Below are 22,124 nucleotides of genomic sequence, written 5' to 3'. Positions count from 1 at the left end.
ACTATTTCTTACGATCTGCATAAACCTCCATCGCATCACACATAAACTGCGCTAACCCTTCGCCAAACTTATCGATATTTTTTGTAAAGCGCCCATCAGCGACGTACATTTGGCCGAGGCCCTTAAAAGCATCTAATGAATATTCACCGAAGTTTTGCAAGTAATCGTACCATACTCCAATTGCTTCCTGCGCCTCTTTAGAATCAGGTGCGCCGTGTCTAAGCGCCGCTAAATTTCTGTAAATCGTATTAAACTCTTCTTGATTATCTTTTGACATACCTTTTGCATATTCGTTCGCTTTATCTACAGCTACATCTCCCCATTTTTCACGTGCCTCTTCTTCATATGGGTTATGGCTGAAATCGAATCCTTCAAATTTCTCTTTATTCGTCATTTCAATCTCTCCTTTTGTATGCTGAATTGTTTTATCAATCGTCGCAATCACTTTATCTAACCTTACACGCTTTTCAAGAAGCATTTTCTTATGAAGCTGTAGTGCTTCTTCTCGATCAAATGACGGACTCATGATAATTTCTTTAATTTTCTTCAAAGGGAAGCCTAGCTCTTTAAAAAATAAAATTTGCTGCAATGTCTCTAAATTTTCATTGGAATACAGACGATATCCAGACTCTGTCGTCTCGTCTGGGGTTAACAACCCGATTTCATCATAATGATGCAGTGTGCGCACACTAATTCCAACTAAATTAGCTACTTCTTTTACCTTCATTGTCATGTGTATCTCCCCCTTAGTACATACGATAAAGTATGACGCAACGTTAGAGTCAATAAGTAAATTCATTTTCTTTATAAAATATTTCATGCATAATAGATATGTACATATATTAGAAAGCGGTGAAAATATGGTTTCAAATACTGTAATTGCCAGCATCATCTTTCAACTCATTGTCTCGATTCTGGTCCCAATTATTGTACTCGTTTATTTCCGTAAAAAATATAATATTAATTGGAAAGTGGTCGGTGTTGGTGTTCTTATCTTTATCGGATTTACCCAAATTCTCGAAACACCATTCCACCTATTTATGCGCGGTAATCCAGCAATCGCTCCAATTTTAGAAAATCCATTTGTCTTCGCACTGTATGGTGGACTAACTGCTGGTATTTTTGAAGAATTAGGACGCTTCGTTGCCTTCTTTTTCCTACTAAAAAAATATCAAGAATATAAAGATGGTTTTGCTTATGGAATTGGTCACGGCGGGATAGAATCCATTTTAGTTGGCGGATTCTCTGCATTCCAAGCACTTATATTTGCGAATTCAATTAACAGCGGTAGCTTCGCTCAAATGGTTGAAAAAATGCCAGAGCTAAGCCGCCTACAGGACATGTTAATTCAGCAACCTGCCTACTTATACTTCCTTGGTAGCTTCGAAAGAATTATGGCACTCGTGCTGCAAATCGCCTTTACAATGCTTGTCTTATACGCAGTAAAACAGAAGAAATATATCTTCCTTGTGTACGCTGTATTATTCCACGCATTTGTAGACTTTTTTGCGGCACTTTATCAAACAAAAACAATCAACATCTTTGTTGCAGAAGGAATTACCCTTCTCTTCACAATCGGTGCTGTCATTCTTATTCGTAAAATGAAAGCGAAATTAATGAGTGTGCCGGAGTAAAAAATAAACCACCAAAATTGGTGGTTTATTTTTTACCTGTTATTACGGACAGTAAGACTAATAATCAGTGGACAAACCTCACTGATTACGGTTTTACTCTATATGGATTATCATAATGACGATAGCTTTTTCCCGCTTGTAACTCCCTCTTTGTTTCTGCATCTATAACAATGTACTTATGAAACTCTTCTACTTCATTTTGAGAAAAGGAAGCGAAAAAATAAACTTGGCGATCAGGGTGAACAAAAGAATCTTGAAGCACCACTTCACTCCGACAACCCACGGCTGTTTTTTGCCTAAAAGAAGATTCTTCATCGGGCACTTCTTTAAATAAGACTTTTTTTCGAACACTGTATGCTGCATTTTCATATTCTTTATAAATTTTCTTATCTAATTGTTCGTAAAACACATCCTCACTAACAAATGGCTTATTTCGATTACTTGGATAATCTAACTTTTGATTGGATTGTGCATATGTTGTGGACAATTGCGTAAGAAAACAAATCATGAATACGATACATATCATTTTTTTCATCATTGTACCTCGATTTTCTATTATCCACATTACTTTTCCACCTATTCAAATCAATATGCCGTTTCCAATAAAAAGGAATTATTTCCACTTTTGTCGAAGTATATAGCGTCAACTTGAAAGATGGGGATGAATTATGAAGAAAATAATTGTAATACGACATTGTTCAGCCGCTGGACAAGAACGTGATGCCGAGTTAACAATTGCAGGAAAAAATCAAGCAAACACCCTTGCTACATTCCTCTTAGAAGACCAACCACAAATAGATCATATTATTTCAAGCCCATTTGTGCGAGCTATCGATTCTATACGGCCCTATGCGCTCCAAGCTAACTTGTCTATTCAAGAAGATGAAAGATTAGCTGAACGCATATTAAGCGACGTTCCAATGGATGATTGGATGCAGAAACTAGAGTCTACTTTTACAAATATAGATATTGCCTTTTCAGGCGGAGAGTCAACAAAACAAGCAACGGACCGTGCTATATCGCTTATCCAAGACGTTTTAAAATTAAACCATACTACAACGCTACTTGTTACACATGGAAACTTACTTACGCTCATTTTAAGGCACTTTGATCAGACGATTGGCTTTAATAAATGGCGAGCTCTAACGAATCCTGATATTTACGAAATTACAATCGATGAACAATGTGTCCTAAAACGATTATGGGAAGCACCGTCCAAGTAATATCTCTTTCCAACATATTCAGTTGACGCCACGAGAAGAAACTGTACTAACAATAGAAAGGGGTATCACTCCATATGTACGAAGATGTACTTGCTTTACTACATAAAACAAATGCTTCTTACGAAAAGTTTGAACACGAACCAGTACTCGATTATGAAACAGATCGTATCGTACGTGAAAGGCTTGGCTTACAAGGCACTCCAAGTAAAAGCTTATTTTTAAAATCAAAGTCTGGAGATTATTACGTATTTTTCACGTTAGAGGGCACAAGGCTAAACCGGGGAGAGATGAAAGAAATAACTGGAGAAAGCTTATCTCTCTGTTCTCCTGATGAACTGCGAGACAAAACTGGTTGCGCACCAGGATGTGTAGCTCCTTTCGGTTATTCACAAAGTGTAACAATTATTGTGGATAGTGCTATTTATACGTACGATAAAATTTTAATTACACCTGGTGTACCTGAATTTACAATTGAATTATCCACAGAGGAATTAAAAAAGATTTTATTCACGTGCACAAATACTGTTTTAGAGTTCAAACAAAAAGAGAGCTAATAATTAGCTCTCTTTTTTCATTATTTTGCTTCTGCTGTTTTTTCTTTCGCAGAACGAACTTGCTCGTCCGCATGGTAAGAAGAACGCACAAGTGGACCAGCTTCACAGTGGCTAAAGCCTTTGCTAAGTGCAATTTCTTTAAGCTCTGCAAATTCTGCTGGTGGGTAATATTTAAGAACTGGTAAATGCTTCTTAGATGGTTGTAGGTATTGTCCAAGAGTTAAAATATCCACATTGTTTGCACGTAAGTCATCCATTGCTTCAATTAAATCTTCTCTCGTTTCACCTAAGCCCACCATAATGCTCGATTTAGTTGGAATATCAGGCTGCATTTCTTTCGCTCGACGTAAAAACTCTAATGAACGGTCATATTTTGCTCTAGCGCGAACTCGGTTAGATAATCGACGTACTGTTTCAATGTTATGGTTTAAAATATCTGGTTTTGCATCCATTAACATTTTTAAGTTTTCTTCTACTCCACCCATATCAGATGGTAATACTTCTATTGACGTAAATGGATTTTTACGACGAACAGCGCGTACTGTTTCAGCAAAAACAGCTGCTCCGCCGTCTTTTAAATCATCACGTGCAACCGCTGTTATAACAACGTGCTTTAAGCCCATTTGTACTACAGAATCTGCTACGCGTTCTGGCTCTTGTAAATCAAGCTCAGTTGGTAAGCCTGTTTTAACCGCACAAAAACGACAAGCACGTGTACAAACCGCACCTAAAATCATAAATGTTGCTGTTTTTCTTACAGCCCAGCATTCATGAATATTCGGACATTTCGCCTCTTCACAAACTGTATGAAGATTCTTAGAACGCATCATTTTCTTTAAGCCTGTATAGTTTTCATTCGTGTTTAACTTAATTTTCAACCATTCGGGCTTGCGCTTATATTCTGTTTGTTTTGTCATGGTTATCAACTCCGCACAATATGAAATAGTTTACCGTGTTCGCTTCTTTCAATGTAACATATCTATTCTAACGTATGAAAGCGATTTGCTCAAATGAAGATTCTAAGATTTTTTCCAATCGTTCCCTATAATGAAATACTCCGTATATCCCACACTAAAAAGAGTGATGTTGTGAAAGGAGTCTATTTCATGCTTCGAAAAATTTCTCTTTTGCTTTCGATTTGCTTTCTTCTTCACCAAAACATCGCTTACGGTGAAGATAATCAGCAAAGCATATACGAAAAGCGCATGGCACTATATAAAGAAACCGAGCAATCTTCAGGCATTCCGTGGTATTACTTAGCTGCAATGGATCAATATGAAAGAAATATACGGAGCGTAAGAAAAGATATTCCAAAAAAACCAGATGCCATCATTTCCCTTTATTTCAAACCAGAAATATGGGCTGGACCCGTTAATGGTAACGACACTCTCCCCCATACAATTTCTCTATTTGGCGGGATGGGTTTAGATGGTGACAAAGATGGATTTGCAAATGCAAATAACGACCGTGACCTTCTGCATACAGCAGCAACGATTTTAAAGAAACAAGGAACGTCCGAAGACCGCATTCACATTATGCTTTGGGAATATTATAGACGTGCGAAAACAGTTGATTTAATTACCGAATACGCCCGTATTTATAAACATTATGGACGTATTAATTTAGAAGGAAATGCTTTTCCTCTTCCTATTCGCAGTGACCATAGCTACCGTAGTACTTTCGGCGCTGGAAGAAGTTTTGGGGGAAGACGAATTCATGAAGGAACCGATATTTTTGCAGGCTATGGCGTACCAGTAAGATCTACTTGCTATGGCATTATTGAAACAAAAGGCTGGAACCGTCTTGGCGGATGGCGCATCGGGATTCGCGACCTTCATAATAATTATCATTATTACGCTCATTTAGGCGGATTCTCAAAAGAAATACAGCTTGGACAAATTGTCGAGCCTGGAAAAGTAATCGGATTTGTTGGTAGCACCGGTTACGGCCCTCCTGGCACAGCTGGAAAATTCCCGCCCCACCTACATTTTGGTATGTATAAAGACAATGGTTATACAGAATGGGCTTTCGATCCATACATGCATTTAAGTCTTTGGGAGCGAAAAGAACGCGCGAATACAAAACGATAACCGTAGCATATTGCTACGGTTATTTTTTATATACATCTAACTATCCGTTTTCTTTTTATCAGGTACAACAACACTCCCACTCCCATAATAAGTAGGCACTTCCCCTTGAACAATGCGCGTCGCAATCGGAACATCTTGTTTTACTGTTATTTCTTTCGTATGAAATGGAATAATGACTTGCAACGTGACTTCCATCTCCATAATAATTTGAATCGCTGTCGTATTGATTCCGTGCGGTTCAATTTTTTGTTTAATATCCGTATTCACATGACCAATCGTCGTGAAATCAATTGGAATATCGGGTCCTATATTTCCAAGAAGCGCATTATCCGTCACACGACCAAAAGGAACTACCATCGTTGCCCCATTTTTTTCAGAAATACCTAGCCCCTTCAAATTACCTTGTTCTACTTGCTGTAAATATTTTTCTATGTATGTGGTCGTTGACGTTACGATTTCATTTACTTGCTTCGTATTTAAATTAATTGTGGATACTTTCCCGTTTTTATCATTTTGTACTTTCATTAATGAATCGACATCGAACCCTTCATCAATTCTGTCTTTTACCGCCTTCGTCATAACTGCTGTCGCCATTTTTTGCGTCTCTACTTCCCCATATTTAATTAATGTCGGCTGAATGCTGCTATTCACAATCCATAATCCTTGTACTAGTAATATGATAAAAAGAATAAACGACATAAGCAGTATGTACCGAAAGGAAATGGGCCCCCTTCGAAACCGCGATTTTTTCGAACGAAATATACTCATAAAAAACCCTCCTTCTTATATTATTTCTATGCAAGAAGGAGGGACGATATATGCTTATCTCATTTTTAATAGTGCTTCTTTTCCGATTGTGCCGGCCGTAATACCTAAAGCTTCAGCTTCAATCGTTACTGATTCTAGCGGTGCTTCAAGAAGTTGTTCAATCGTTCTTACACCAACCGCACGGCCAGCAATAATTCCTCGATCACCTAACTTCTCATTTAAAAGACCTACATCTAATGCACCGCACATAATATATCCTTTATCGCTCATTACAGCTAGCAAATTTGTCTTTGGAAGTTTAACACTAACCGCAATAAACGTATAATTATCGATTATAATTGGCTCCACATTAACCATAGTTCACACTCCTCTCTTTCTTATCTGTATGACAAGAGAAAAATGAGTGTTACAAGTTAACTAGCCTATAGTTTGACGGAAGATGTATGAGTTATCAACATGTCTGTTAACACATCTCTAAGTAGTTCTGGCATATAATATTGTTTGTCAGAAAGTGTGGATAGCTCTGGGTATAAGTATCCAAATGTAAACATATCAATCGTTCCTACCGTATATATGCGATCTAATTCCAGCGATTCCCCATTAATCAATACATCTTCCAGTAAAATTTTGTTCCCAGGAATCGTATCTGGAATGACTTCTACACCAGCGTAAATCATTTTCCCCATCACTTTTCCCCGAAATCCGAATCCTTTTACCTCAAGGTTCTCCATATTCGGACGACGTGCTTTCAAAATAACTTCTCTTAACGTTTTCCCAGGTACTTTTAATAGACATGGATTAATTGGATGTGGACAAATTCTGTGAATATCTCCGCGCGTCACAACACCTTCTTCTAATCCTTCAAGAAGTACACCAGCGTTCACCATTCCAATCTCAGCACTGCACCACGTTTTCAGTGCATTTGCTAACATGTGCGAAAATGAAGTCTCATGAAACCAATCGATCGGTAATGATTCCTTTAAATGAACGACAGGCTCTTCCATAATATGTTTACTTTCTTCCTGCAGCACTTCAATTGTGGATAACGTTTTGCTATAAGCACCTAAACGTTCTGTCTTAATCGCTCTACCGTCCTTTTTCAACAGCTTCTTCGTCTCTTTATCCACAGTAAGCTGAACGTGCCCAACGTAACGTCCCCACTTTTCACAACAACAAAGTAACGTATTATTCATAAGAACACCTCGCTCAAATAAATGATGCGTATGTGCCCCTAAAATAACATCTATATCATAATGCTCCGCCATATACTCATCCATACTTTTTCCAAGGTGAGAAAGGACAACCGTAATATGAGCCTCATCTCGCACTTCTTCTAAAATAGACTCTAAATGGATAAGCGGATCTTCAATATGCCAATCAAGCATATGATAAAACTCTGGATACGCAACCGTTAACCCGATAAAGGCAATCGTAATCCCATCTGTCGTTGTATGTAATTTATAAGGCTTTGCCCAATCTGGACGCACACCTTCTTTTTCAAATAAATTCGCGACGAGCACCTCAAACCCAGCATCATCATATAGACGATTCAAATGCTCCTTCGCTAACGTAATTCCTTCATTATTTCCGATTGTTACATAATCATATAACGCCTCATTTAAAAGCTTCGTATTGCCAAGCCCATTTGTTGCTTCCGAAATACTATGAAAACGATCCACATGATCGCCGATATCAACCGTCAAAACGGTCTCTCCCGCTTCCTGTCTACGCTTTTTCTCTCCTTGTACAAACCGAGAAATTTGCGGCCAATTTTCAAAATGACTATGTATATCGTTTGTATGATAAAGGTGGATGATTGTTTCTTTATTTATATTCAGAGAAAAAACCTCCTCTCAGTTCCTTACTGCCATTTACGCTACACGTACGCAATAATCCTGTAAATACTTTTCGTCTTTTCTTGCTATTTTACATTGTACTCGCATTATGAGAAAAAGCAAAAGATTGTCCTTTTAATGTGAGAAATCTTATATTACTTTTTCTAATCTGTTGATTAGTTTGAGGGAGATTTTTCAGGGAGTTTGTTGGGAGATTCTTCTGTGGATTCTTCTGTGGATTTGTCAGTATCTTTGCCTTGCTTCTAGTCATATAGGTGCTCCTCTCCTATTTTCGCATGTTGAGGGGTATATGAGGTGTTTCTTTTGTCGTAATTTGTTGGTAAATCGATATCCCTTGTCGAAGCGTTGATATATTGAAATAATCGTTGATATATTCCCGTTTATGATCGATATATTTGAAAAATCGTTGATATATTTAGCTGAACACCCACCTGGGTATCCGCCCTCCCGATCCAATCCGAACCCACACAACATAAAAAAAGCGCCCTGCATAGCAGGACGCTTCCTCATTTCTATTTAACCAATAGAACCTTCCATCTCAAACTTGATTAGGCGGTTCATTTCAACTGCGTATTCCATTGGAAGTTCGCGAGTGAATGGCTCGATGAAGCCCATTACGATCATTTCTGTAGCTTCTTGCTCAGAAATACCGCGGCTCATTAGGTAGAATAATTGTTCTTCTGATACTTTCGATACTTTCGCTTCATGCTCAAGTGAAACGTAATCGTTTTTGATTTCGTTATAAGGAATTGTATCAGATGTAGATTGGTTATCCATGATTAACGTGTCGCACTCGATGTTAGAGCGAGAGTTTTTCGCTTTTGGTCCGAAGTGTACGATACCACGGTAAGTTACTTTACCACCATGCTTCGCAATCGATTTAGAAACGATTGTTGAAGACGTGTTTGGTGCTAAGTGAATCATTTTCGCACCAGCATCTTGGTGTTGGCCTTTACCAGCAATCGCGATAGATAATGTTAAACCACGAGCGCCTTCGCCTTTTAAGATAACTGCTGGGTATTTCATCGTTAATTTAGATCCGATGTTACCGTCAATCCATTCCATCGTTGCGTTTTCTTCACAAACCGCACGTTTTGTAACTAGGTTGTATACGTTGTTCGCCCAGTTTTGGATTGTAGTGTAACGGCAATAAGCATCTTTCTTAATGATGATTTCTACTACCGCACTATGAAGTGAGTTAGTTGTGTAAACAGGTGCTGTACAACCTTCTACGTAGTGTACGTGTGCGCCTTCGTCTACGATGATAAGCGTACGCTCGAATTGTCCCATATTTTCAGAGTTAATACGGAAATACGCTTGAAGTGGTGTATCCACTTTAATACCTTTTGGAACGTAGATGAATGATCCACCAGACCAAACTGCAGAGTTTAATGCAGAGAATTTGTTGTCTGTTGGTGGGATTACTTTTCCGAAATGCTCACGGAAAATATCTTCGTTCTCTTTTAATGCGCTATCTGTATCTTTGAAGACGATTCCTAGAGCTTCTAGGTCTTCTTTCATGTTGTGGTATACAACTTCAGATTCGTACTGTGCAGATACACCAGCTAAATATTTTTGCTCAGCTTCTGGAATACCTAATTTATCAAATGTCGCTTTAATTTCATCAGGTACTTCATCCCAAGACTTCTCAGATTTCTCAGATGGTTTTACGTAGTACGTAATTTCATCGAAATCTAAGTCGTTTAAGTCGCCGCCCCATTGTGGCATTGGCATTTCATAGAACTTATCCAGTGATTTTAAACGGAAGTCTAACATCCACTGTGGTTCTTCTTTCATACGTGAAATCTCTTCAACGATCTCTTTTGTTAAACCGCGTCCAGCACGGAAAATCGAAACGTCTTTGTCTTTGAAACCATATTTATAATCGCCGATATCTGGCAGTTGCTTCGCCATGTTGGTGTGTCCCTCCTTAGATAACCTCGTTTTTAGGAACCTTTAACATTACTTATCTTCGTTTAAGCCCTTTTCTAACGCTTTCCACGCTAATGTTGCACATTTAATACGTGCAGGGAACTTGCATACGCCTTGTAATGCTTCAATATCTCCTAAATCGATGCTGTCATCGTACTCTTTTCCTAGCATCATGTCAGAGAAAATTTTCGAAAGCTGAAGTGCTTCTTCAATTTTCTTTCCTTTTACTGCTTGTGTCATCATTGAAGCTGAAGACATTGAGATAGAACATCCTTCGCCTTCAAACTTCGCCTCTTGTACAATCCCCTCTTCTACTTTCATCGTAAGTTGAATACGATCGCCGCAAGTTGGATTGTTCAAGTTAACGGTAACACTATCTTCTAACACGCCATGGTTACGAGGATTCTTATAATGATCCATAATAACTTGACGGTATAACGTATCTAAATTATTAAATGACATTTGTGAAATACTCCTTTGTCTTGATTAGCGATTCAACAAATGTATCAATTTCTTCTTTTGTATTATATAAATAGAAGCTCGCACGTGCTGTTGAAGAAGCTTTTAGCCACTTCATAAGCGGTTGTGCACAGTGGTGTCCTGCGCGAACTGCAATGCCTTCTACATCTAATACAGTTGCTACATCGTGAGGATGTACGTCTTCAATATTAAATGTAACAAGACCAGCGCGATGCTTTGGACCATAAATTGTAACGCCATCTACTTCTGATAGTCTTTCTAAAGCGTATTGCGCTAATTCATGCTCATGCTTTTCAATATTATGAAGACCGATTTCTTCTAGGAAATCAATTGCCGCACCAAGTCCGATTGCATTACCGATAATCGGTGTACCCGCTTCAAACTTCCACGGAAGCTCTTTCCACGTAGATTCTTGTAAATCTACGAAATCGATCATTTCACCACCAAATTCAATTGGCTCCATATTGTTTAGCAATTCTTTCTTGCCATATAATACGCCGATACCTGTAGGTCCGCACATCTTATGAGCAGATAATGCGTAGAAATCACAGTTTAAATCTTGTACATCTACTTTCATATGAGGTGTACTTTGTGCACCGTCAACGACCATAATTGCACCGTTTTCGTGTGCGATTGCTCCGATTTCTTTTACAGGGTTAATCGTTCCAAGTACGTTTGATACTTGCATAATAGAAACGATTTTTGTATTCGGTGTAACTGTTTGACGAACATCTTCTAAAGAAATTGTACCGTCTGGTTGAAGCGGAAGGTATTTTAAAGTTGCACCCGTTTTCTTCGCAACTTGCTGCCACGGAATGATGTTACTATGGTGCTCCATGTAAGAAATAACGATTTCATCGCCTTCTTTTACATTTTCAAGACCATAGCTAGCCGCTACTGTATTTAATGCAGTTGTCGTTCCGCGCGTGAAAATAATCTCTTCCATTGATTTCGCGTTAATAAACTTGCGAACTTTCTCACGTGCACCTTCATACGCGTCGGTAGCTTTCGTACCGAGCGTATGAACACCGCGATGCACGTTAGAATTATATTCTTTATAGTAACGTTCTAACGTTTCAATGACTTGAATTGGTTTTTGAGAAGTTGCTGCACTATCGAAATAAACAAGTTGTTTGCCGTTCACTTTTTGATCAAGAATTGGAAACTGTTTGCGTATTTCATGAATATTCATTAGCGAACTTTCCTTTCAATTACCTCAACAAGCTGTGCTTTTACTCCTTCAATTGGAAGCTCATTTACTACAGGTGCTAAGAATCCATGGATGACTAAACGTTCTGCTTCGCGTTTTGGAATACCACGGCTCATCAAGTAGTATAATTGGTACGGATCTACGCGGCCTACTGAAGCTGCGTGACCTGCCATTACATCATCTTCATCAATTAGAAGAATTGGGTTTGCGTCACCGCGAGCTTTCTCGTCTAACATAAGAACGCGAGAAGATTGTTGTGCATTTGATTTAGATGCACCGTGTTCAATCTTACCAATTCCGTTAAAGATAGATGTTGCACTATCTTTTTGTACACCGTGCTTTAAGATCCAACCTTCAGAGTGTTTACCGAAGTGAACAACTTTAGTTGTAAAGTTTTGTGTTTGGTTACCACGGCCAATTGTTACTGTTTTCGTATCAGCATATGATCCGTCGCCCATTAAGTTCGTAACGTTCTCTGAAATTGTGTTTCCGTCATTCATAAGACCTAGAGCCCAATCAATGCGGCCGTCGCGTCCAACAACACCGCGGCGGTTAACGTAAGTTGTTACGTCTTTTGCTAATAGATCAACCGCACCGAATTTCACTTGTGCGCCTTGTTCCACGATTACTTCTGCTACGATATTTGCAATACCTTTAGCATTTTCATTTGCAACGTAGTTTTCTACATAAGTTGCAGTACTGTTCGCATCAGCTACGAATAATACGTGGTTATATACGTTAGCTTCTTCGCCGTCTACTAAGAATACAGCTTGAAGTGGAGTTTCAAGAACAACGTTTTTCGGAACATATACAAATGCACCGCCGTTGATTAATGCAGCATGAAGTGCAGTTAAACGATGCTCGTCTACCTTCACGCCGTCTTTCATTAAATACTTTTGTAATAGTTCAGCATGCTCTGTTGCAGCTGTTACGATGTCTGTAAAAATAACACCTTTTTCTTTTGCTTCGTCTGCTAAAGAAACGAATGCAGTTGTACCAGTGCGTTGTACTAATACGCTGTTATTTTCATCGATTAAGTTTTTCACTGCTTCTGGAAGCTCTGTTAAAGAACTTACAGGCTCTTGCTTAGCAGCGTCGCCTTTTCCGATAAAGTCCCATTTTTCAATTTTCGTTTTATCAGGCGTTGGCATTGGAAGTTCAGTTGCTTGTGCAAGAGCTTGTAAGCGGAACTCAGTCAACCAAGCAGCTTCGTTTACTTCGCTTGCGCGTTGACGGATTGTTTCTTGATCGAAAGGTAATGTACCGATTGTCATGTTTATGCTCCTCTCTTACGCTTCTTGCTCTGTTGTTTCGTCTTCAATACCTAATTCTTTTTTAATCCAGTCGTAACCTTCAGCTTCTAGACGTTGTGCAAGCTCAGGACCACCAGATTTAACGATACGACCGTTCATCATAACGTGAACGAAGTCTGGAGTGATGTAGTTTAATAAGCGTTGGTAATGCGTAATCATTAGGCAACCGAACTCTTCGCCGCGCATTTGGTTAATACCTTTAGATACAACTTTTAATGCATCGATATCAAGACCAGAGTCGATTTCGTCTAAGATTGCGATTTTTGGCTCAATCATCATTAATTGAAGAATTTCGTTACGTTTTTTCTCACCGCCAGAGAAACCTTCGTTTAAGTAACGTTGTGCCATTTCTGGATCCATTTCTAGGAATTCCATGTTTTTATCTAATGTACGGATAAATTTCATAAGAGAAATTTCATCGCCTTCTTCACGACGTGCGTTAATTGCAGAACGTAAGAAGTCAGCGTTTGTTACTCCGCTAATTTCACTTGGATATTGCATTGCTAGGAATAGACCGGCTTGTGCGCGCTCATCTACTTCCATTTCTAATACATCTTCACCGTCGATGATGATGCTACCTTCTGTTACTTCATACTTTGGGTGACCCATAATCGCAGAAGATAAAGTTGATTTACCTGTTCCGTTAGGTCCCATAATTGCGTGGATTTCTCCACCCTTTACTTCAAGGTTTACACCTTTTAAAATTTCTTTGCCATCAATTGATACGTGTAAGTCTTTAACCGTTAATGTAGAACCAGCCATCTCAATACCTCCATTAATCCTATATATACATTTTAAAAATTACTAAAACGTTCATATTCTCATTTTATTCTCATTCTAATCTTATATCAAATAAAATGATATCGCAAACGATGAAAAAATGTAACAATTTTTTCACAAATGTATATAAGTATTTCCCTTGCATCCTTATATGATACACCTTTCTTCTTATTTATATAAAGAAAAAAGGACTGGGAATTTTCCAGTCCTTTCCTTATACTTATTCACTTACCGGAAGTACAGCACCTTTATATTCTTTAGTAATAAAATCTTGAATTTCTTTTGAATGCAGTACTTCTACTAGCTCTTTAATTTCTTTTTTCTTCTCGTCACCTTTACGAACTGCAATAATATTTGCATACGGAGAATCTGATCCTTCAATCGCAATTGCATCTTTTGTTGGATTTAATTTCGCGTCAATTGCGTAGTTTGAATTAATAAATAGAGCATCACCTTCATTATTTTCATACAGCTTTGGTGACAATCCAGGCTCTACATCTGTTTTAAATTTTAAGTTTTTCGGATTTTCTACAACATCTTTTACTGTTGCTTTAACAACATCTACACCGTCTTTTAATTTAATCACGCCGCCTTTTTGTAACAGTGCTAACATACGGCCACGCTCCGCTACGTTATTACTCATAATAACTGTCCCGCCATCTGGCAAGTCTTTTAAGCTTTTATATTTCTTAGAATAGATACCCATTGGCTCTAAATGGATTTTTCCTGCGTTTACAATTTTATATCCTTTTTCTTGAATTTCTTTATTTAAATACGGAATGTGCTGAAAATAGTTCGCATCAATTTCTTTATCCGCTAACGCTTTATTCGGTAACACATAGTCTTGGAATTTTTTAATTTCTAATTTAATACCCTTTTTCTCTAATATTGGCTGTGCTTTTTCTAAAATAACAGCGTGCGGCACGTTAGAAGCTCCAACAACAAGCTTATTCTCATCTTTCCCCCCGCAAGCAGCTAATGTAAATACAGATAGCGCTGTAACAACTGACAGTAGAATCTTTTTCATATGATGTCCCCTTCTCCCCAATAGTTATGTAGTTAGAAAAAAGGGCCGGCATACACCAGCCCTTTTCAGCAATTATTCTTTTACAGGAACAACCGCTCCTTTATATTCTTTAGTAATAAAGTCTTCGATTTCTTTAGAATGCAATACTTCTACAAGTTCTTTAATCGCTTTTTTATCTTTATCACCTTTACGAACTACTAATACGTTTGCGTATGGAGAATCATCACCTTCAATTGCAATCGCATCTTTTTCTGGGTTTAATTTCGCATCAATTGCATAGTTCGAGTTAATTAAAACAGCGTCTCCTTCTTTATTGTTATACACTTGTGGTAACAAACCAGGCTCAATATCCGTTTTGAACTTTAAGTTTTTCGGATTATCTGCAATATCTTTTGGAGTTGCACTAACTGGATCTACTCCGTCTTTAATTTTTAAAATGCCTTCTTTTTGTAAAATTGCTAAACCACGTCCATGGTCAGTAACGGAATTACTCATAATAATTGTCGCCCCGTCTGGAAGTTCTTTTAAGCTCTTATATTTTTGAGAATATACACCAATTGGCTCTAAATGAATTTTCCCTGCTATTTCAAAATCATATTTTTTATCCTTAATTTCTTTTTCCAAATACGGAATGTGCTGGAAGTAGTTTGCATCTAAATCCTTATCCGCTAACGATTTATTTGGTAATACGTAGTCTTGGAATTTTTTAATTTCTAACTCAATTCCTTTTTTCTCTAATAAAGGTTTAGCCTTTTCTAAAATAACCGCATGCGGCACATTAGAAGCCCCCACAACTAGTTTCTTTTCATCTTTATCTTTCCCGCCACAAGCAGCTAACCCAAAAATTGAAGTTGAAATAAGTGCTGTAAGTAATAATTTTTTCATTTGAAACATCCTCCCGTTTTTTATTATCGTTTATCTATTCGAGTCGTTACACGATCACCAATCCACTGAATGAAAAATACAACTAGTAATACACAAATTGTCGCAACGATTGTTACATCGTTATTTCCTCGTTGGAATCCTTCTAAATAAGCAAGTGTTCCAAGACCACCAGCACCAACAACTCCCGCCATTGCTGTATAGCCTACTAACGCAATTGTCGTAACCGTAATACCAGATACTAACGCTGGTAACGATTCTGGAATTAACACTTTCAAAATAATTGTGCTTGTTTTTGCTCCCATCGCTTTCGAAGCTTCAATTACACCTTTATCAATTTCACGAAGTGCGATTTCAACCATTCTCGCGTAAAATGGTGCCGCTCCAATAATTAAAGCTGGAAGTGCTGCACTCGCTCCAAGAATTGTTCCAAGCAGAATCTTTGTGAATGGGATTAATAAAATGATTAAAATAATGAACGGTATCGAGCGGAAAATGTTTACGAACGCTCCAATTGCCGTGTTAACCGCTTTGTTTTCCCATATATTATCTTTCGCTGTCATAAAGAGTAACAATCCTAAAATTAGTCCTAAAACAAATGTTGCAAGAGCGGCGATTGCCGTCATATATAACGTTTCACCAGTTGCTTCTAACATTTGATTCCAATCAACATTTGTGAGTAACTTATCCATGTGCAATCACCTCCAGCTCTACTTGATCTTGATGTATTCCCTCTATTGCTTGCTGAATCGCTGTTTCCTCACCATTTAAATGAACAACTAAACTACCGTAAGAACCATTATTCGTTTGTGCGATATTCCCTTGCAAAATGCTAACTTCTATATCACTGCGTTGCATCAATCTTTGAAGTACTGGTCTTTCTACAGCCTCACCGATAAACTGCAAACGAATTACTTTACCATCTGGATACTTTTCAATTAAACTTTCAATCGTTTCATTTGTATCTTCAGAATCCGTTAACTGCTGTACAAATCGTTTTGTAATATCTTTCTGTGGATTACGGAATACATCAAGTACTGGACCTGTTTCTACAATCTTTCCTTTCTCCATTACCGCAACACGATTACAAATCTTTCGAATCACGTGCATCTCGTGTGTAATGAGTACAATTGTTAAACCGAGACGCTTATTAATATCTAATAATAAATCTAAAATTTGATCTGTCGTTTCTGGATCAAGAGCTGACGTTGCTTCATCACATAAAAGTACTTGTGGGTTATTAGCTAACGCTCTTGCAATCCCAACGCGTTGCTTTTGTCCTCCGCTTAGCTGGGATGGATACGCGTCTCCTCTTCCTTCTAATCCAACAAGGTGAATTAACTCGTCAACACGTTTTCTTCTCACCGCCTTATCGACTCCTGCAATTTCAAGTGGGAACTCGATATTTTCACGTACGGTTCGTGACCAAAGTAAGTTGAAGTGCTGAAAAATCATTCCGATCTCTTGCCTTGCCTTACGAAGTTCGCTTCCTGTAATGGCTGAAATGACACGATTTGCAATTGTAATTTGTCCTGAAGTTGGTTTCTCTAGCTGATTGAATAATCTGATTAACGAACTTTTCCCAGCACCACTATATCCGATAACACCAAATATTTCGCCTTTCTCTATTTTTAAATTGGCGTTATCTACAGCAGTGACATCACCGCTTTTTGCTTTATATATTTTCTTTACATTCTCTAATAGAATCATGGTGTATCACCCCTTTTTTATTTGGATCGACTCCGCAATTTTTTATGTTTAATGCGTGTAGTCCACCGTTATCATTACTTTTATTATTTGAATGTCCTCCACATTCAAACAACAAAAAAACCTTTCCGCTTTAGAGAAGCAGAAAGGTTTATATGCGTATATAACAACATTATCCCTCTCTCTCATCTCTCAAAGCATTTGCTTTGCAGGAATTGGCACCATTTCAACATAAGTTGACGGTTGCCGGGCTTCACAGGGCACAGTCCCTCCACCTCTCTTGATAAGAGAAATCAGATTACATTTTCGTCTGATTTGTAATTTATGAAATTGTCTATATTTTATGAATTGAATTGTATCAATATCCATACACCATGTCAACAGAAATTTTCGCAAAAAATGAAACTTCAGAATTTTAAGCACCTACTGACATCGGTTTACATATATGAAACATCGATTCAACTAATAGCATCGTTCGATACGTTCCCGAATATTGTACACGTCCATCGTTCATTAACATTTGCAATCGTACATTGCCGTTCACCAATTGTTTTACATCTTCTTCATCAACACAAACGATTTGCTCCGTTCCTCTTTCCTCATGTAGCAGCTCTATATAATCTCTTGAAATTTGTAACGAACAACTTTCATCTCCAAAGCGAAAATTAACAGTTTTTTCTCCTTGTCTTAAAAGCGGCTCTAAATGATATTGACCATTAGCGTAATTTACAAATGATTGCAGCAAAGAATATAATTTCACCCTAAATCACATCCTTCATATCACTTTCTATTACACATACCATTCCCTCTCACTAAAGAGCAATCCTGTTACTTTCGCTCGACAAATACTGTAACCACCCTGCATCTCGACATATTTCCCAAGAAATATGTCGAGGCGGCAAAAACTTTGCCGCCTACTTTAATTCCGTATATAAATATTCAACCGAATGAAATGCATATATCTTCTTCATGAGTGTCCCATTTTCAAAAACAAGTAAACACGGTACACTTTCGATTCCATACTCTTTCGCTAAATGCGGAGCATAATTTAAATCTAACATTCCAATTTTCAAGTCTTCAATTGTCATCTCAACGACTGTTAACATCTTTTTTGCTAATTGGCATGTTCCACACATTGGAGTATATACATATAACACTGTTTTTTCTTCATTCTCTATTAGGGCTGTTGCTTCGGCTCCTGTCCAGTCAATCACTTCTATCATTCCTTACCGTAAATATTCTGTATAAACGTCAATGTCAGCTCCCCATAATACATTTGCTAAGTGTGAAGATGGCGCGGTTGCCACTTCCCGGTACGAGCGATCAATATAAATATGCTCTGCTTGCGGAAATTCTTTTCGAAATTGTTTCCTTAACTTTTCTCCAGCATCATCAGCATCCACTAGCACATATACTTCCTTATCAAAAAGCTGATCAATGAGCTCATCCATTTTCGACAAACCAATTGTACCATTTGTACAAACAATTTCCACCGGTTCACGAATAATAGATTCAATCTTTCTCCTATCTGATTTACCTTCTACAATAATGACTTTTTCCACATAAATCATATGTCATCACCCGATCACCATATACTATACAACCTTTAACTTAGTATATAGTATATTCGTTATTTTCATGTTGTTTCCTGTTTATTTTTGCAAAAGAAAAGCGGAGCCGACTGTTCAGCCCTGTTGGCTAAGGTTCTTTCGTACAGAAGACGCTTTTTGTCTTCTCGTGCGGGAGGTTCTTAGACATGAAGGGCTAGGAGGTGGAGCTAGACAAAGAAAAGCACAAGCGGCTCGTTCAGATTGTGAGGGGGATGGAGCTTCTGACGTAAAGGCGCTTTTTGCCTTGCAGGAAGAAGTGAAGCCACCAAACAATCTAGCCGCTGGAGCTGGATCATAATGAAAAGCACAAGCGAAAAAGTTTTTTCAGAAAACGTTCTCCTACACAATAATTAGTATATGATTCTACATTCATTATTTAACCCAAAATAAAAAAGGACAGCACAAAGGCTGTCCTTTAGTCGACTATAATTAGTCTTGGTTTGTCATTTCTGCATATTTTTCTGCAGTTAATAACTTCTCAACTTGGCTTGCATCAGAAAGTTCAACTTTAACCATCCATGCACCCTCGTATGGAGATTCGTTAACAAGTTCTGGTTGGTCACTTAATTCTTCGTTTACTGCTACAACTTTACCGCTTACAGGAGCGTATAACTCAGAAACTGTTTTAACAGATTCTACGCTTCCGAATGGCTCGTCAGCTTCGATTGTTGCACCTACTTCAGGAAGTTCAACGAATACGATATCGCCTAGCTCACCTTGTGCAAAGTGAGTAATACCGATAACAACTTCATTACCTTCAGTTTTTACCCATTCGTGTTCTTCAGAGTAACGTAAATTATTTGGAATGCTCATGACTGTACCTCCAGTGAATGTATTAATTATGTAAAAATACCTTATTGGTACTTTTTCCACACACTTTCAAACTGCTCTTCGTTAAAACCAAGTGTTACATTCGTTCCATCTGTTACAATTGGACGCTTAATCAACATGCCATCAGATGCTAAAAGCTCATACATTTCGTCTTCGCTCGCATCTTTTAACTTATCTTTCAGACCAAGTTCACGGTAACGCATTCCACTTGTATTAAAGAATTTTTTCAATGGTAATTCACTTTTTTCATGTAAATTACGTAAATCTTCTTTTGATGGTGGATTTTCAACAATATGAATCATCTCATATGCTACATCGTTTGCCTCAAACCATTTCTTTGCTTTTTGACATGTGCCACACTTTGGATATGAATAAAATGTTACTGTCATAAATTCACCTACTTTTTTACTAACCTTTACCTTTATCATATAGAAAACGTTTTATTATTTCAAACGATTATTCGCTAAACTTTTACTTATTTCGTGATAATTTTTAATAATCCTGCAAATTTTTCTTATTTTTCCGCCATTTGTTAAGAAAAAAATAAATATATAATTTTTTTAGATTCTTCCCTCATCCTTCGCCGAACATATATCTTAAACTAACGTTTGATTAACTCCTTATATTTCTTTGTTAGCCCTTGAGCTGTATCAGTTTCTTCCTACCGAACATACATCTTAAACAAACGTTTGATTAATTCCCATTTTTCTTTGTTAGCCCTTGAGCTGCATTGCTTTCTTCCTACCGAACATACATCTTAAACAAACGTTTGATTAATTCTCATTTTTTCTTTGTTAACCCTTGTGCTACATCGATTTCTTCCTACCGAACATACATCTTAAACAAACGTTTATTTAAAAAATAAGAAGCCTCGTTTACAGGCTCCTTCATCATCTATTCAAATAATCTGCAATTGTTTGAAATACTACGGTATACATATTATGAATACTTTCTTCAGTATTTCCACCATTGGACAAACCAACTGCCCATTGTTGCCCCTCACCACTTCCAATGTTTGCAAACCCTTGCGTATACATAGCATTTACATCTTTTCTTGCACTGTTATACTCTATCCCTTTTGTAGTAAAAATTGAATATGATTTATCTTGTAAACCGATAAAAAACACTGGTTTCTTTAGCGATGAAAATACATTTTTATACTGATCTGTTGAGGCTTCTTGAAAGTGATCTTTCATTATTAGAAAACCATCCACTTCCTTAGATTCCTTTTCCAGTTCCTCTAACTTCATTTCCTCAAACTTTATATTCCTAAACGTATCTTTCGGCTTTTCTCCAATAACTCCAATTACGAGTGCTCTTCCGTTATATTCTAATTTCTCTCCTTCTTTATCCTTTGCACACCCAGCACCTACTAGGCATATCAATATAAAAAATAAGAAATACGATAAACGCTTCATTTAGCACCCTCCCCTTCTTTTCAGTCAAGTGACAAAAACGTAAGGCGAATTCAAGAAAATGTAAGTAAAATCGATAGCTCAAATTACGTTTCTATATTATAATCAATTGAATTTACTTACATTACTAAACATAGGAGATTATCATGAAGAAATTTAAACTTTCATCTTTTCTTCCGTTAAGTTATATACTTCTACTCGTACTCGTAAGTCCCCTTTACGATGTATTAAATAAATCGACTGTACACGCAGTAGATGTCACAACTGTAGTAGATGATTGGATTCCATTTGTGAAAGCATTTATTATTCCTTATTTACTTTGGTTTCCTTACTTATACGGCGCACTTATTTATTACTGCTTTGCGAATCGAAAACAATATTATGTCACTTTAAGTAGTATCATTCTTGGAAAACTTGCTTGTTTTTCTATTTATTATTTTTGGCAGACAACTGTACCACGTCCAACAGTCGTTGGATCAGACGTATTTTCCGAACTAGTTCGCTATATTTATAGTATCGATCAACCAGTAAACTGTTTCCCTAGCATTCATGTTCTTACTACTTTTGTCATTATGCTAGCTGCCTTTAAACGTAGAGAACAACATGCTTTTGAATATTATATCCTTACGTTCTTCGGTACGCTTATTATTTTATCAACGCTATTTACGAAGCAACACGCATTTGTAGACGCCATTTCTGGAATGACGCTTGCAAGCATACTTTACTTCGGCGTTCAGCTTTTATTAGCAAAAGAAACCGTACGTGTTCCAGTAAAACAAAATCAAAAAATGTAAAAAGCAGACTGTGGCTTC

At 37.5% G+C, this 22,124-nt stretch carries 27 protein-coding genes and 1 riboswitch; of the genes, 6 read left to right on the top strand and 21 right to left on the bottom strand.

Annotation, left to right across the window (positions count from 1 at the left end; translation table 11 throughout):
• Window position 1 precedes the first annotated feature (1 nt).
• A complete protein-coding gene (locus tag ACUN28_RS04110) occupies window positions 2-733 on the bottom strand; it encodes a MerR family transcriptional regulator (protein WP_016085702.1) in 732 nt (243 codons plus the stop codon).
• An 85-nt stretch (window positions 734-818) separates the two neighbouring features.
• Here ACUN28_RS04110 and ACUN28_RS04105 point away from each other — a divergent pair, with 85 nt between their 5' ends.
• Window positions 819-1,634, top strand: a complete 816-nt coding sequence (locus ACUN28_RS04105; protein ID WP_016085701.1) for a YhfC family intramembrane metalloprotease — start codon at window positions 819-821, stop codon at window positions 1,632-1,634.
• An 85-nt stretch (window positions 1,635-1,719) separates the two neighbouring features.
• Here ACUN28_RS04105 and ACUN28_RS04100 read toward each other — a convergent pair whose 3' ends face one another.
• Complete coding sequence (locus tag ACUN28_RS04100) at window positions 1,720-2,199, bottom strand: hypothetical protein (protein ID WP_016085700.1); 480 nt, start codon at window positions 2,197-2,199, stop codon at window positions 1,720-1,722.
• Between the two features lie 103 nt (window positions 2,200-2,302).
• Here ACUN28_RS04100 and ACUN28_RS04095 point away from each other — a divergent pair, with 103 nt between their 5' ends.
• Both ACUN28_RS04095 and ACUN28_RS04090 read left to right on the top strand, forming a co-directional pair.
• Window positions 2,303-2,857 carry a histidine phosphatase family protein gene (locus ACUN28_RS04095; protein ID WP_016085699.1) on the top strand — a complete coding sequence of 185 codons (555 nt, stop codon included), beginning with the start codon at window positions 2,303-2,305 and terminating at the stop codon, window positions 2,855-2,857.
• Window positions 2,858-2,931: 74 nt separating this feature from the next.
• Window positions 2,932-3,411, top strand: a complete 480-nt coding sequence (locus tag ACUN28_RS04090) for a YbaK/EbsC family protein (protein ID WP_016085698.1) — start codon at window positions 2,932-2,934, stop codon at window positions 3,409-3,411.
• Window positions 3,412-3,431: 20 nt separating this feature from the next.
• Here the strand turns inward: ACUN28_RS04090 and lipA are convergent, their stop codons facing one another.
• A complete protein-coding gene (gene lipA, locus ACUN28_RS04085; RefSeq protein WP_000166375.1) occupies window positions 3,432-4,328 on the bottom strand; it encodes a lipoyl synthase in 897 nt (298 codons plus the stop codon).
• 189 nt (window positions 4,329-4,517) lie between these two features.
• Between lipA and ACUN28_RS04080 the strand changes: the two genes are divergently transcribed.
• Window positions 4,518-5,501 carry a M23 family metallopeptidase gene (locus ACUN28_RS04080; protein WP_016085697.1) on the top strand — a complete coding sequence of 328 codons (984 nt, stop codon included), beginning with the start codon at window positions 4,518-4,520 and terminating at the stop codon, window positions 5,499-5,501.
• A gap of 36 nt (window positions 5,502-5,537) precedes the next feature.
• On the opposite strand, the gene yunB is transcribed toward ACUN28_RS04080, so the two are convergent.
• The 15 genes from yunB to ACUN28_RS04005 form a co-directional block, all read right to left on the bottom strand.
• A complete protein-coding gene (gene yunB, locus ACUN28_RS04075; protein WP_016085696.1) occupies window positions 5,538-6,269 on the bottom strand; it encodes a sporulation protein YunB in 732 nt (243 codons plus the stop codon).
• Window positions 6,270-6,323: 54 nt separating this feature from the next.
• The gene (locus ACUN28_RS04070) at window positions 6,324-6,626 is read right to left on the bottom strand and encodes a YunC family protein (protein WP_000248463.1); all 303 of its coding nucleotides are present in this window, start codon (window positions 6,624-6,626) and stop codon (window positions 6,324-6,326) included.
• Window positions 6,627-6,691: 65 nt separating this feature from the next.
• Window positions 6,692-8,083, bottom strand: a complete 1,392-nt coding sequence (locus tag ACUN28_RS04065; RefSeq protein WP_080117812.1) for a bifunctional metallophosphatase/5'-nucleotidase — start codon at window positions 8,081-8,083, stop codon at window positions 6,692-6,694.
• Between the two features lie 558 nt (window positions 8,084-8,641).
• Window positions 8,642-10,039: a Fe-S cluster assembly protein SufB gene (sufB, locus tag ACUN28_RS04060; RefSeq protein ID WP_001118824.1), complete on the bottom strand. Its 1,398-nt coding sequence runs from the start codon at window positions 10,037-10,039 to the stop codon at window positions 8,642-8,644.
• A gap of 48 nt (window positions 10,040-10,087) precedes the next feature.
• Window positions 10,088-10,519, bottom strand: coding sequence for a Fe-S cluster assembly sulfur transfer protein SufU (gene sufU, locus ACUN28_RS04055; RefSeq protein ID WP_000009523.1), 432 nt, complete (start codon window positions 10,517-10,519; stop codon window positions 10,088-10,090).
• A complete protein-coding gene (sufS, locus tag ACUN28_RS04050; RefSeq protein ID WP_001020769.1) occupies window positions 10,509-11,729 on the bottom strand; it encodes a cysteine desulfurase SufS in 1,221 nt (406 codons plus the stop codon). Before sufS ends, sufU begins: the two co-directional genes overlap by 11 nt.
• Window positions 11,729-13,021, bottom strand: coding sequence for a Fe-S cluster assembly protein SufD (sufD, locus tag ACUN28_RS04045; RefSeq protein ID WP_000152177.1), 1,293 nt, complete (start codon window positions 13,019-13,021; stop codon window positions 11,729-11,731). The genes sufS and sufD overlap by 1 nt, the downstream gene beginning before the upstream one ends.
• Window positions 13,022-13,036: 15 nt before the next feature.
• Window positions 13,037-13,822, bottom strand: a complete 786-nt coding sequence (sufC, locus tag ACUN28_RS04040) for a Fe-S cluster assembly ATPase SufC (protein ID WP_000929163.1) — start codon at window positions 13,820-13,822, stop codon at window positions 13,037-13,039.
• 238 nt (window positions 13,823-14,060) lie between these two features.
• A complete protein-coding gene (metQ, locus tag ACUN28_RS04035) occupies window positions 14,061-14,867 on the bottom strand; it encodes a methionine ABC transporter substrate-binding lipoprotein MetQ (protein ID WP_016085694.1) in 807 nt (268 codons plus the stop codon).
• A 72-nt stretch (window positions 14,868-14,939) separates the two neighbouring features.
• Complete coding sequence (gene metQ / locus ACUN28_RS04030) at window positions 14,940-15,752, bottom strand: methionine ABC transporter substrate-binding lipoprotein MetQ (RefSeq protein ID WP_016085693.1); 813 nt, start codon at window positions 15,750-15,752, stop codon at window positions 14,940-14,942.
• Window positions 15,753-15,775: 23 nt separating this feature from the next.
• The gene (locus ACUN28_RS04025) at window positions 15,776-16,441 is read right to left on the bottom strand and encodes a methionine ABC transporter permease (protein WP_016085692.1); all 666 of its coding nucleotides are present in this window, start codon (window positions 16,439-16,441) and stop codon (window positions 15,776-15,778) included.
• Window positions 16,434-17,459 (bottom strand): methionine ABC transporter ATP-binding protein, encoded by a 1,026-nt coding sequence (locus ACUN28_RS04020; RefSeq protein WP_016135954.1) that lies wholly within the window; start codon window positions 17,457-17,459, stop codon window positions 16,434-16,436. Before ACUN28_RS04020 ends, ACUN28_RS04025 begins: the two co-directional genes overlap by 8 nt.
• A gap of 179 nt (window positions 17,460-17,638) precedes the next feature.
• Window positions 17,639-17,746: riboswitch (SAM riboswitch) on the bottom strand.
• A gap of 125 nt (window positions 17,747-17,871) precedes the next feature.
• Complete coding sequence (locus ACUN28_RS04015) at window positions 17,872-18,216, bottom strand: hypothetical protein (protein ID WP_000781217.1); 345 nt, start codon at window positions 18,214-18,216, stop codon at window positions 17,872-17,874.
• Between the two features lie 154 nt (window positions 18,217-18,370).
• Window positions 18,371-18,679: a thioredoxin family protein gene (locus tag ACUN28_RS04010; protein WP_002008881.1), complete on the bottom strand. Its 309-nt coding sequence runs from the start codon at window positions 18,677-18,679 to the stop codon at window positions 18,371-18,373.
• 3 nt (window positions 18,680-18,682) lie between these two features.
• Window positions 18,683-19,027: a toprim domain-containing protein gene (locus ACUN28_RS04005; protein WP_016085690.1), complete on the bottom strand. Its 345-nt coding sequence runs from the start codon at window positions 19,025-19,027 to the stop codon at window positions 18,683-18,685.
• A gap of 166 nt (window positions 19,028-19,193) precedes the next feature.
• Between ACUN28_RS04005 and ACUN28_RS04000 the strand changes: the two genes are divergently transcribed.
• Window positions 19,194-19,364, top strand: coding sequence for a hypothetical protein (locus ACUN28_RS04000; protein WP_176539381.1), 171 nt, complete (start codon window positions 19,194-19,196; stop codon window positions 19,362-19,364).
• A 131-nt stretch (window positions 19,365-19,495) separates the two neighbouring features.
• Here ACUN28_RS04000 and gcvH read toward each other — a convergent pair whose 3' ends face one another.
• The 3 genes from gcvH to ACUN28_RS03985 form a co-directional block, all read right to left on the bottom strand.
• Window positions 19,496-19,879 carry a glycine cleavage system protein GcvH gene (gcvH, locus tag ACUN28_RS03995; RefSeq protein ID WP_000026896.1) on the bottom strand — a complete coding sequence of 128 codons (384 nt, stop codon included), beginning with the start codon at window positions 19,877-19,879 and terminating at the stop codon, window positions 19,496-19,498.
• A 41-nt stretch (window positions 19,880-19,920) separates the two neighbouring features.
• Window positions 19,921-20,286 carry an arsenate reductase family protein gene (locus ACUN28_RS03990; RefSeq protein WP_000218968.1) on the bottom strand — a complete coding sequence of 122 codons (366 nt, stop codon included), beginning with the start codon at window positions 20,284-20,286 and terminating at the stop codon, window positions 19,921-19,923.
• A gap of 501 nt (window positions 20,287-20,787) precedes the next feature.
• Window positions 20,788-21,315, bottom strand: a complete 528-nt coding sequence (locus tag ACUN28_RS03985; protein WP_098405046.1) for a hypothetical protein — start codon at window positions 21,313-21,315, stop codon at window positions 20,788-20,790.
• 143 nt (window positions 21,316-21,458) lie between these two features.
• Between ACUN28_RS03985 and ACUN28_RS03980 the strand changes: the two genes are divergently transcribed.
• Window positions 21,459-22,106 (top strand): phosphatase PAP2 family protein, encoded by a 648-nt coding sequence (locus ACUN28_RS03980; protein ID WP_016085688.1) that lies wholly within the window; start codon window positions 21,459-21,461, stop codon window positions 22,104-22,106.
• Window positions 22,107-22,124: the final 18 nt, after the last annotated feature.

The organism is Bacillus sp. WC2507 (assembly GCF_052656125.1).
This window is presented reverse-complemented; position numbering and strand designations above follow the sequence as displayed.

Excerpts from the sequence above, each read along its gene's own strand:
- ACUN28_RS04110 (WP_016085702.1), bottom strand. The coding sequence starts at position 733 with ATGACAATGAAGGTAAAAGAAGTAGCTAATTTAGTTGGAATTAGTGTG.
- ACUN28_RS04105 (WP_016085701.1), top strand. The coding sequence starts at position 819 with ATGCATAATAGATATGTACATATATTAGAAAGCGGTGAAAATATGGTT.
- ACUN28_RS04100 (WP_016085700.1), bottom strand. The coding sequence starts at position 2,199 with ATGTGGATAATAGAAAATCGAGGTACAATGATGAAAAAAATGATATGT.
- ACUN28_RS04095 (WP_016085699.1), top strand. The coding sequence starts at position 2,303 with ATGAAGAAAATAATTGTAATACGACATTGTTCAGCCGCTGGACAAGAA.
- ACUN28_RS04090 (WP_016085698.1), top strand. The coding sequence starts at position 2,932 with ATGTACGAAGATGTACTTGCTTTACTACATAAAACAAATGCTTCTTAC.
- lipA (WP_000166375.1), bottom strand. The coding sequence starts at position 4,328 with ATGACAAAACAAACAGAATATAAGCGCAAGCCCGAATGGTTGAAAATT.
- ACUN28_RS04080 (WP_016085697.1), top strand. The coding sequence starts at position 4,518 with ATGCTTCGAAAAATTTCTCTTTTGCTTTCGATTTGCTTTCTTCTTCAC.
- yunB (WP_016085696.1), bottom strand. The coding sequence starts at position 6,269 with ATGAGTATATTTCGTTCGAAAAAATCGCGGTTTCGAAGGGGGCCCATT.
- ACUN28_RS04070 (WP_000248463.1), bottom strand. The coding sequence starts at position 6,626 with ATGGTTAATGTGGAGCCAATTATAATCGATAATTATACGTTTATTGCG.
- sufB (WP_001118824.1), bottom strand. The coding sequence starts at position 10,039 with ATGGCGAAGCAACTGCCAGATATCGGCGATTATAAATATGGTTTCAAA.
- sufU (WP_000009523.1), bottom strand. The coding sequence starts at position 10,519 with ATGTCATTTAATAATTTAGATACGTTATACCGTCAAGTTATTATGGAT.
- sufS (WP_001020769.1), bottom strand. The coding sequence starts at position 11,729 with ATGAATATTCATGAAATACGCAAACAGTTTCCAATTCTTGATCAAAAA.
- sufD (WP_000152177.1), bottom strand. The coding sequence starts at position 13,021 with ATGACAATCGGTACATTACCTTTCGATCAAGAAACAATCCGTCAACGC.
- sufC (WP_000929163.1), bottom strand. The coding sequence starts at position 13,822 with ATGGCTGGTTCTACATTAACGGTTAAAGACTTACACGTATCAATTGAT.
- metQ (WP_016085694.1), bottom strand. The coding sequence starts at position 14,867 with ATGAAAAAGATTCTACTGTCAGTTGTTACAGCGCTATCTGTATTTACA.
- metQ (WP_016085693.1), bottom strand. The coding sequence starts at position 15,752 with ATGAAAAAATTATTACTTACAGCACTTATTTCAACTTCAATTTTTGGG.
- ACUN28_RS04025 (WP_016085692.1), bottom strand. The coding sequence starts at position 16,441 with ATGGATAAGTTACTCACAAATGTTGATTGGAATCAAATGTTAGAAGCA.
- ACUN28_RS04020 (WP_016135954.1), bottom strand. The coding sequence starts at position 17,459 with ATGATTCTATTAGAGAATGTAAAGAAAATATATAAAGCAAAAAGCGGT.
- ACUN28_RS04010 (WP_002008881.1), bottom strand. The coding sequence starts at position 18,679 with ATGATAGAAGTGATTGACTGGACAGGAGCCGAAGCAACAGCCCTAATA.
- ACUN28_RS04005 (WP_016085690.1), bottom strand. The coding sequence starts at position 19,027 with ATGATTTATGTGGAAAAAGTCATTATTGTAGAAGGTAAATCAGATAGG.
- gcvH (WP_000026896.1), bottom strand. The coding sequence starts at position 19,879 with ATGAGCATTCCAAATAATTTACGTTACTCTGAAGAACACGAATGGGTA.
- ACUN28_RS03990 (WP_000218968.1), bottom strand. The coding sequence starts at position 20,286 with ATGACAGTAACATTTTATTCATATCCAAAGTGTGGCACATGTCAAAAA.
- ACUN28_RS03985 (WP_098405046.1), bottom strand. The coding sequence starts at position 21,315 with ATGAAGCGTTTATCGTATTTCTTATTTTTTATATTGATATGCCTAGTA.
- ACUN28_RS03980 (WP_016085688.1), top strand. The coding sequence starts at position 21,459 with ATGAAGAAATTTAAACTTTCATCTTTTCTTCCGTTAAGTTATATACTT.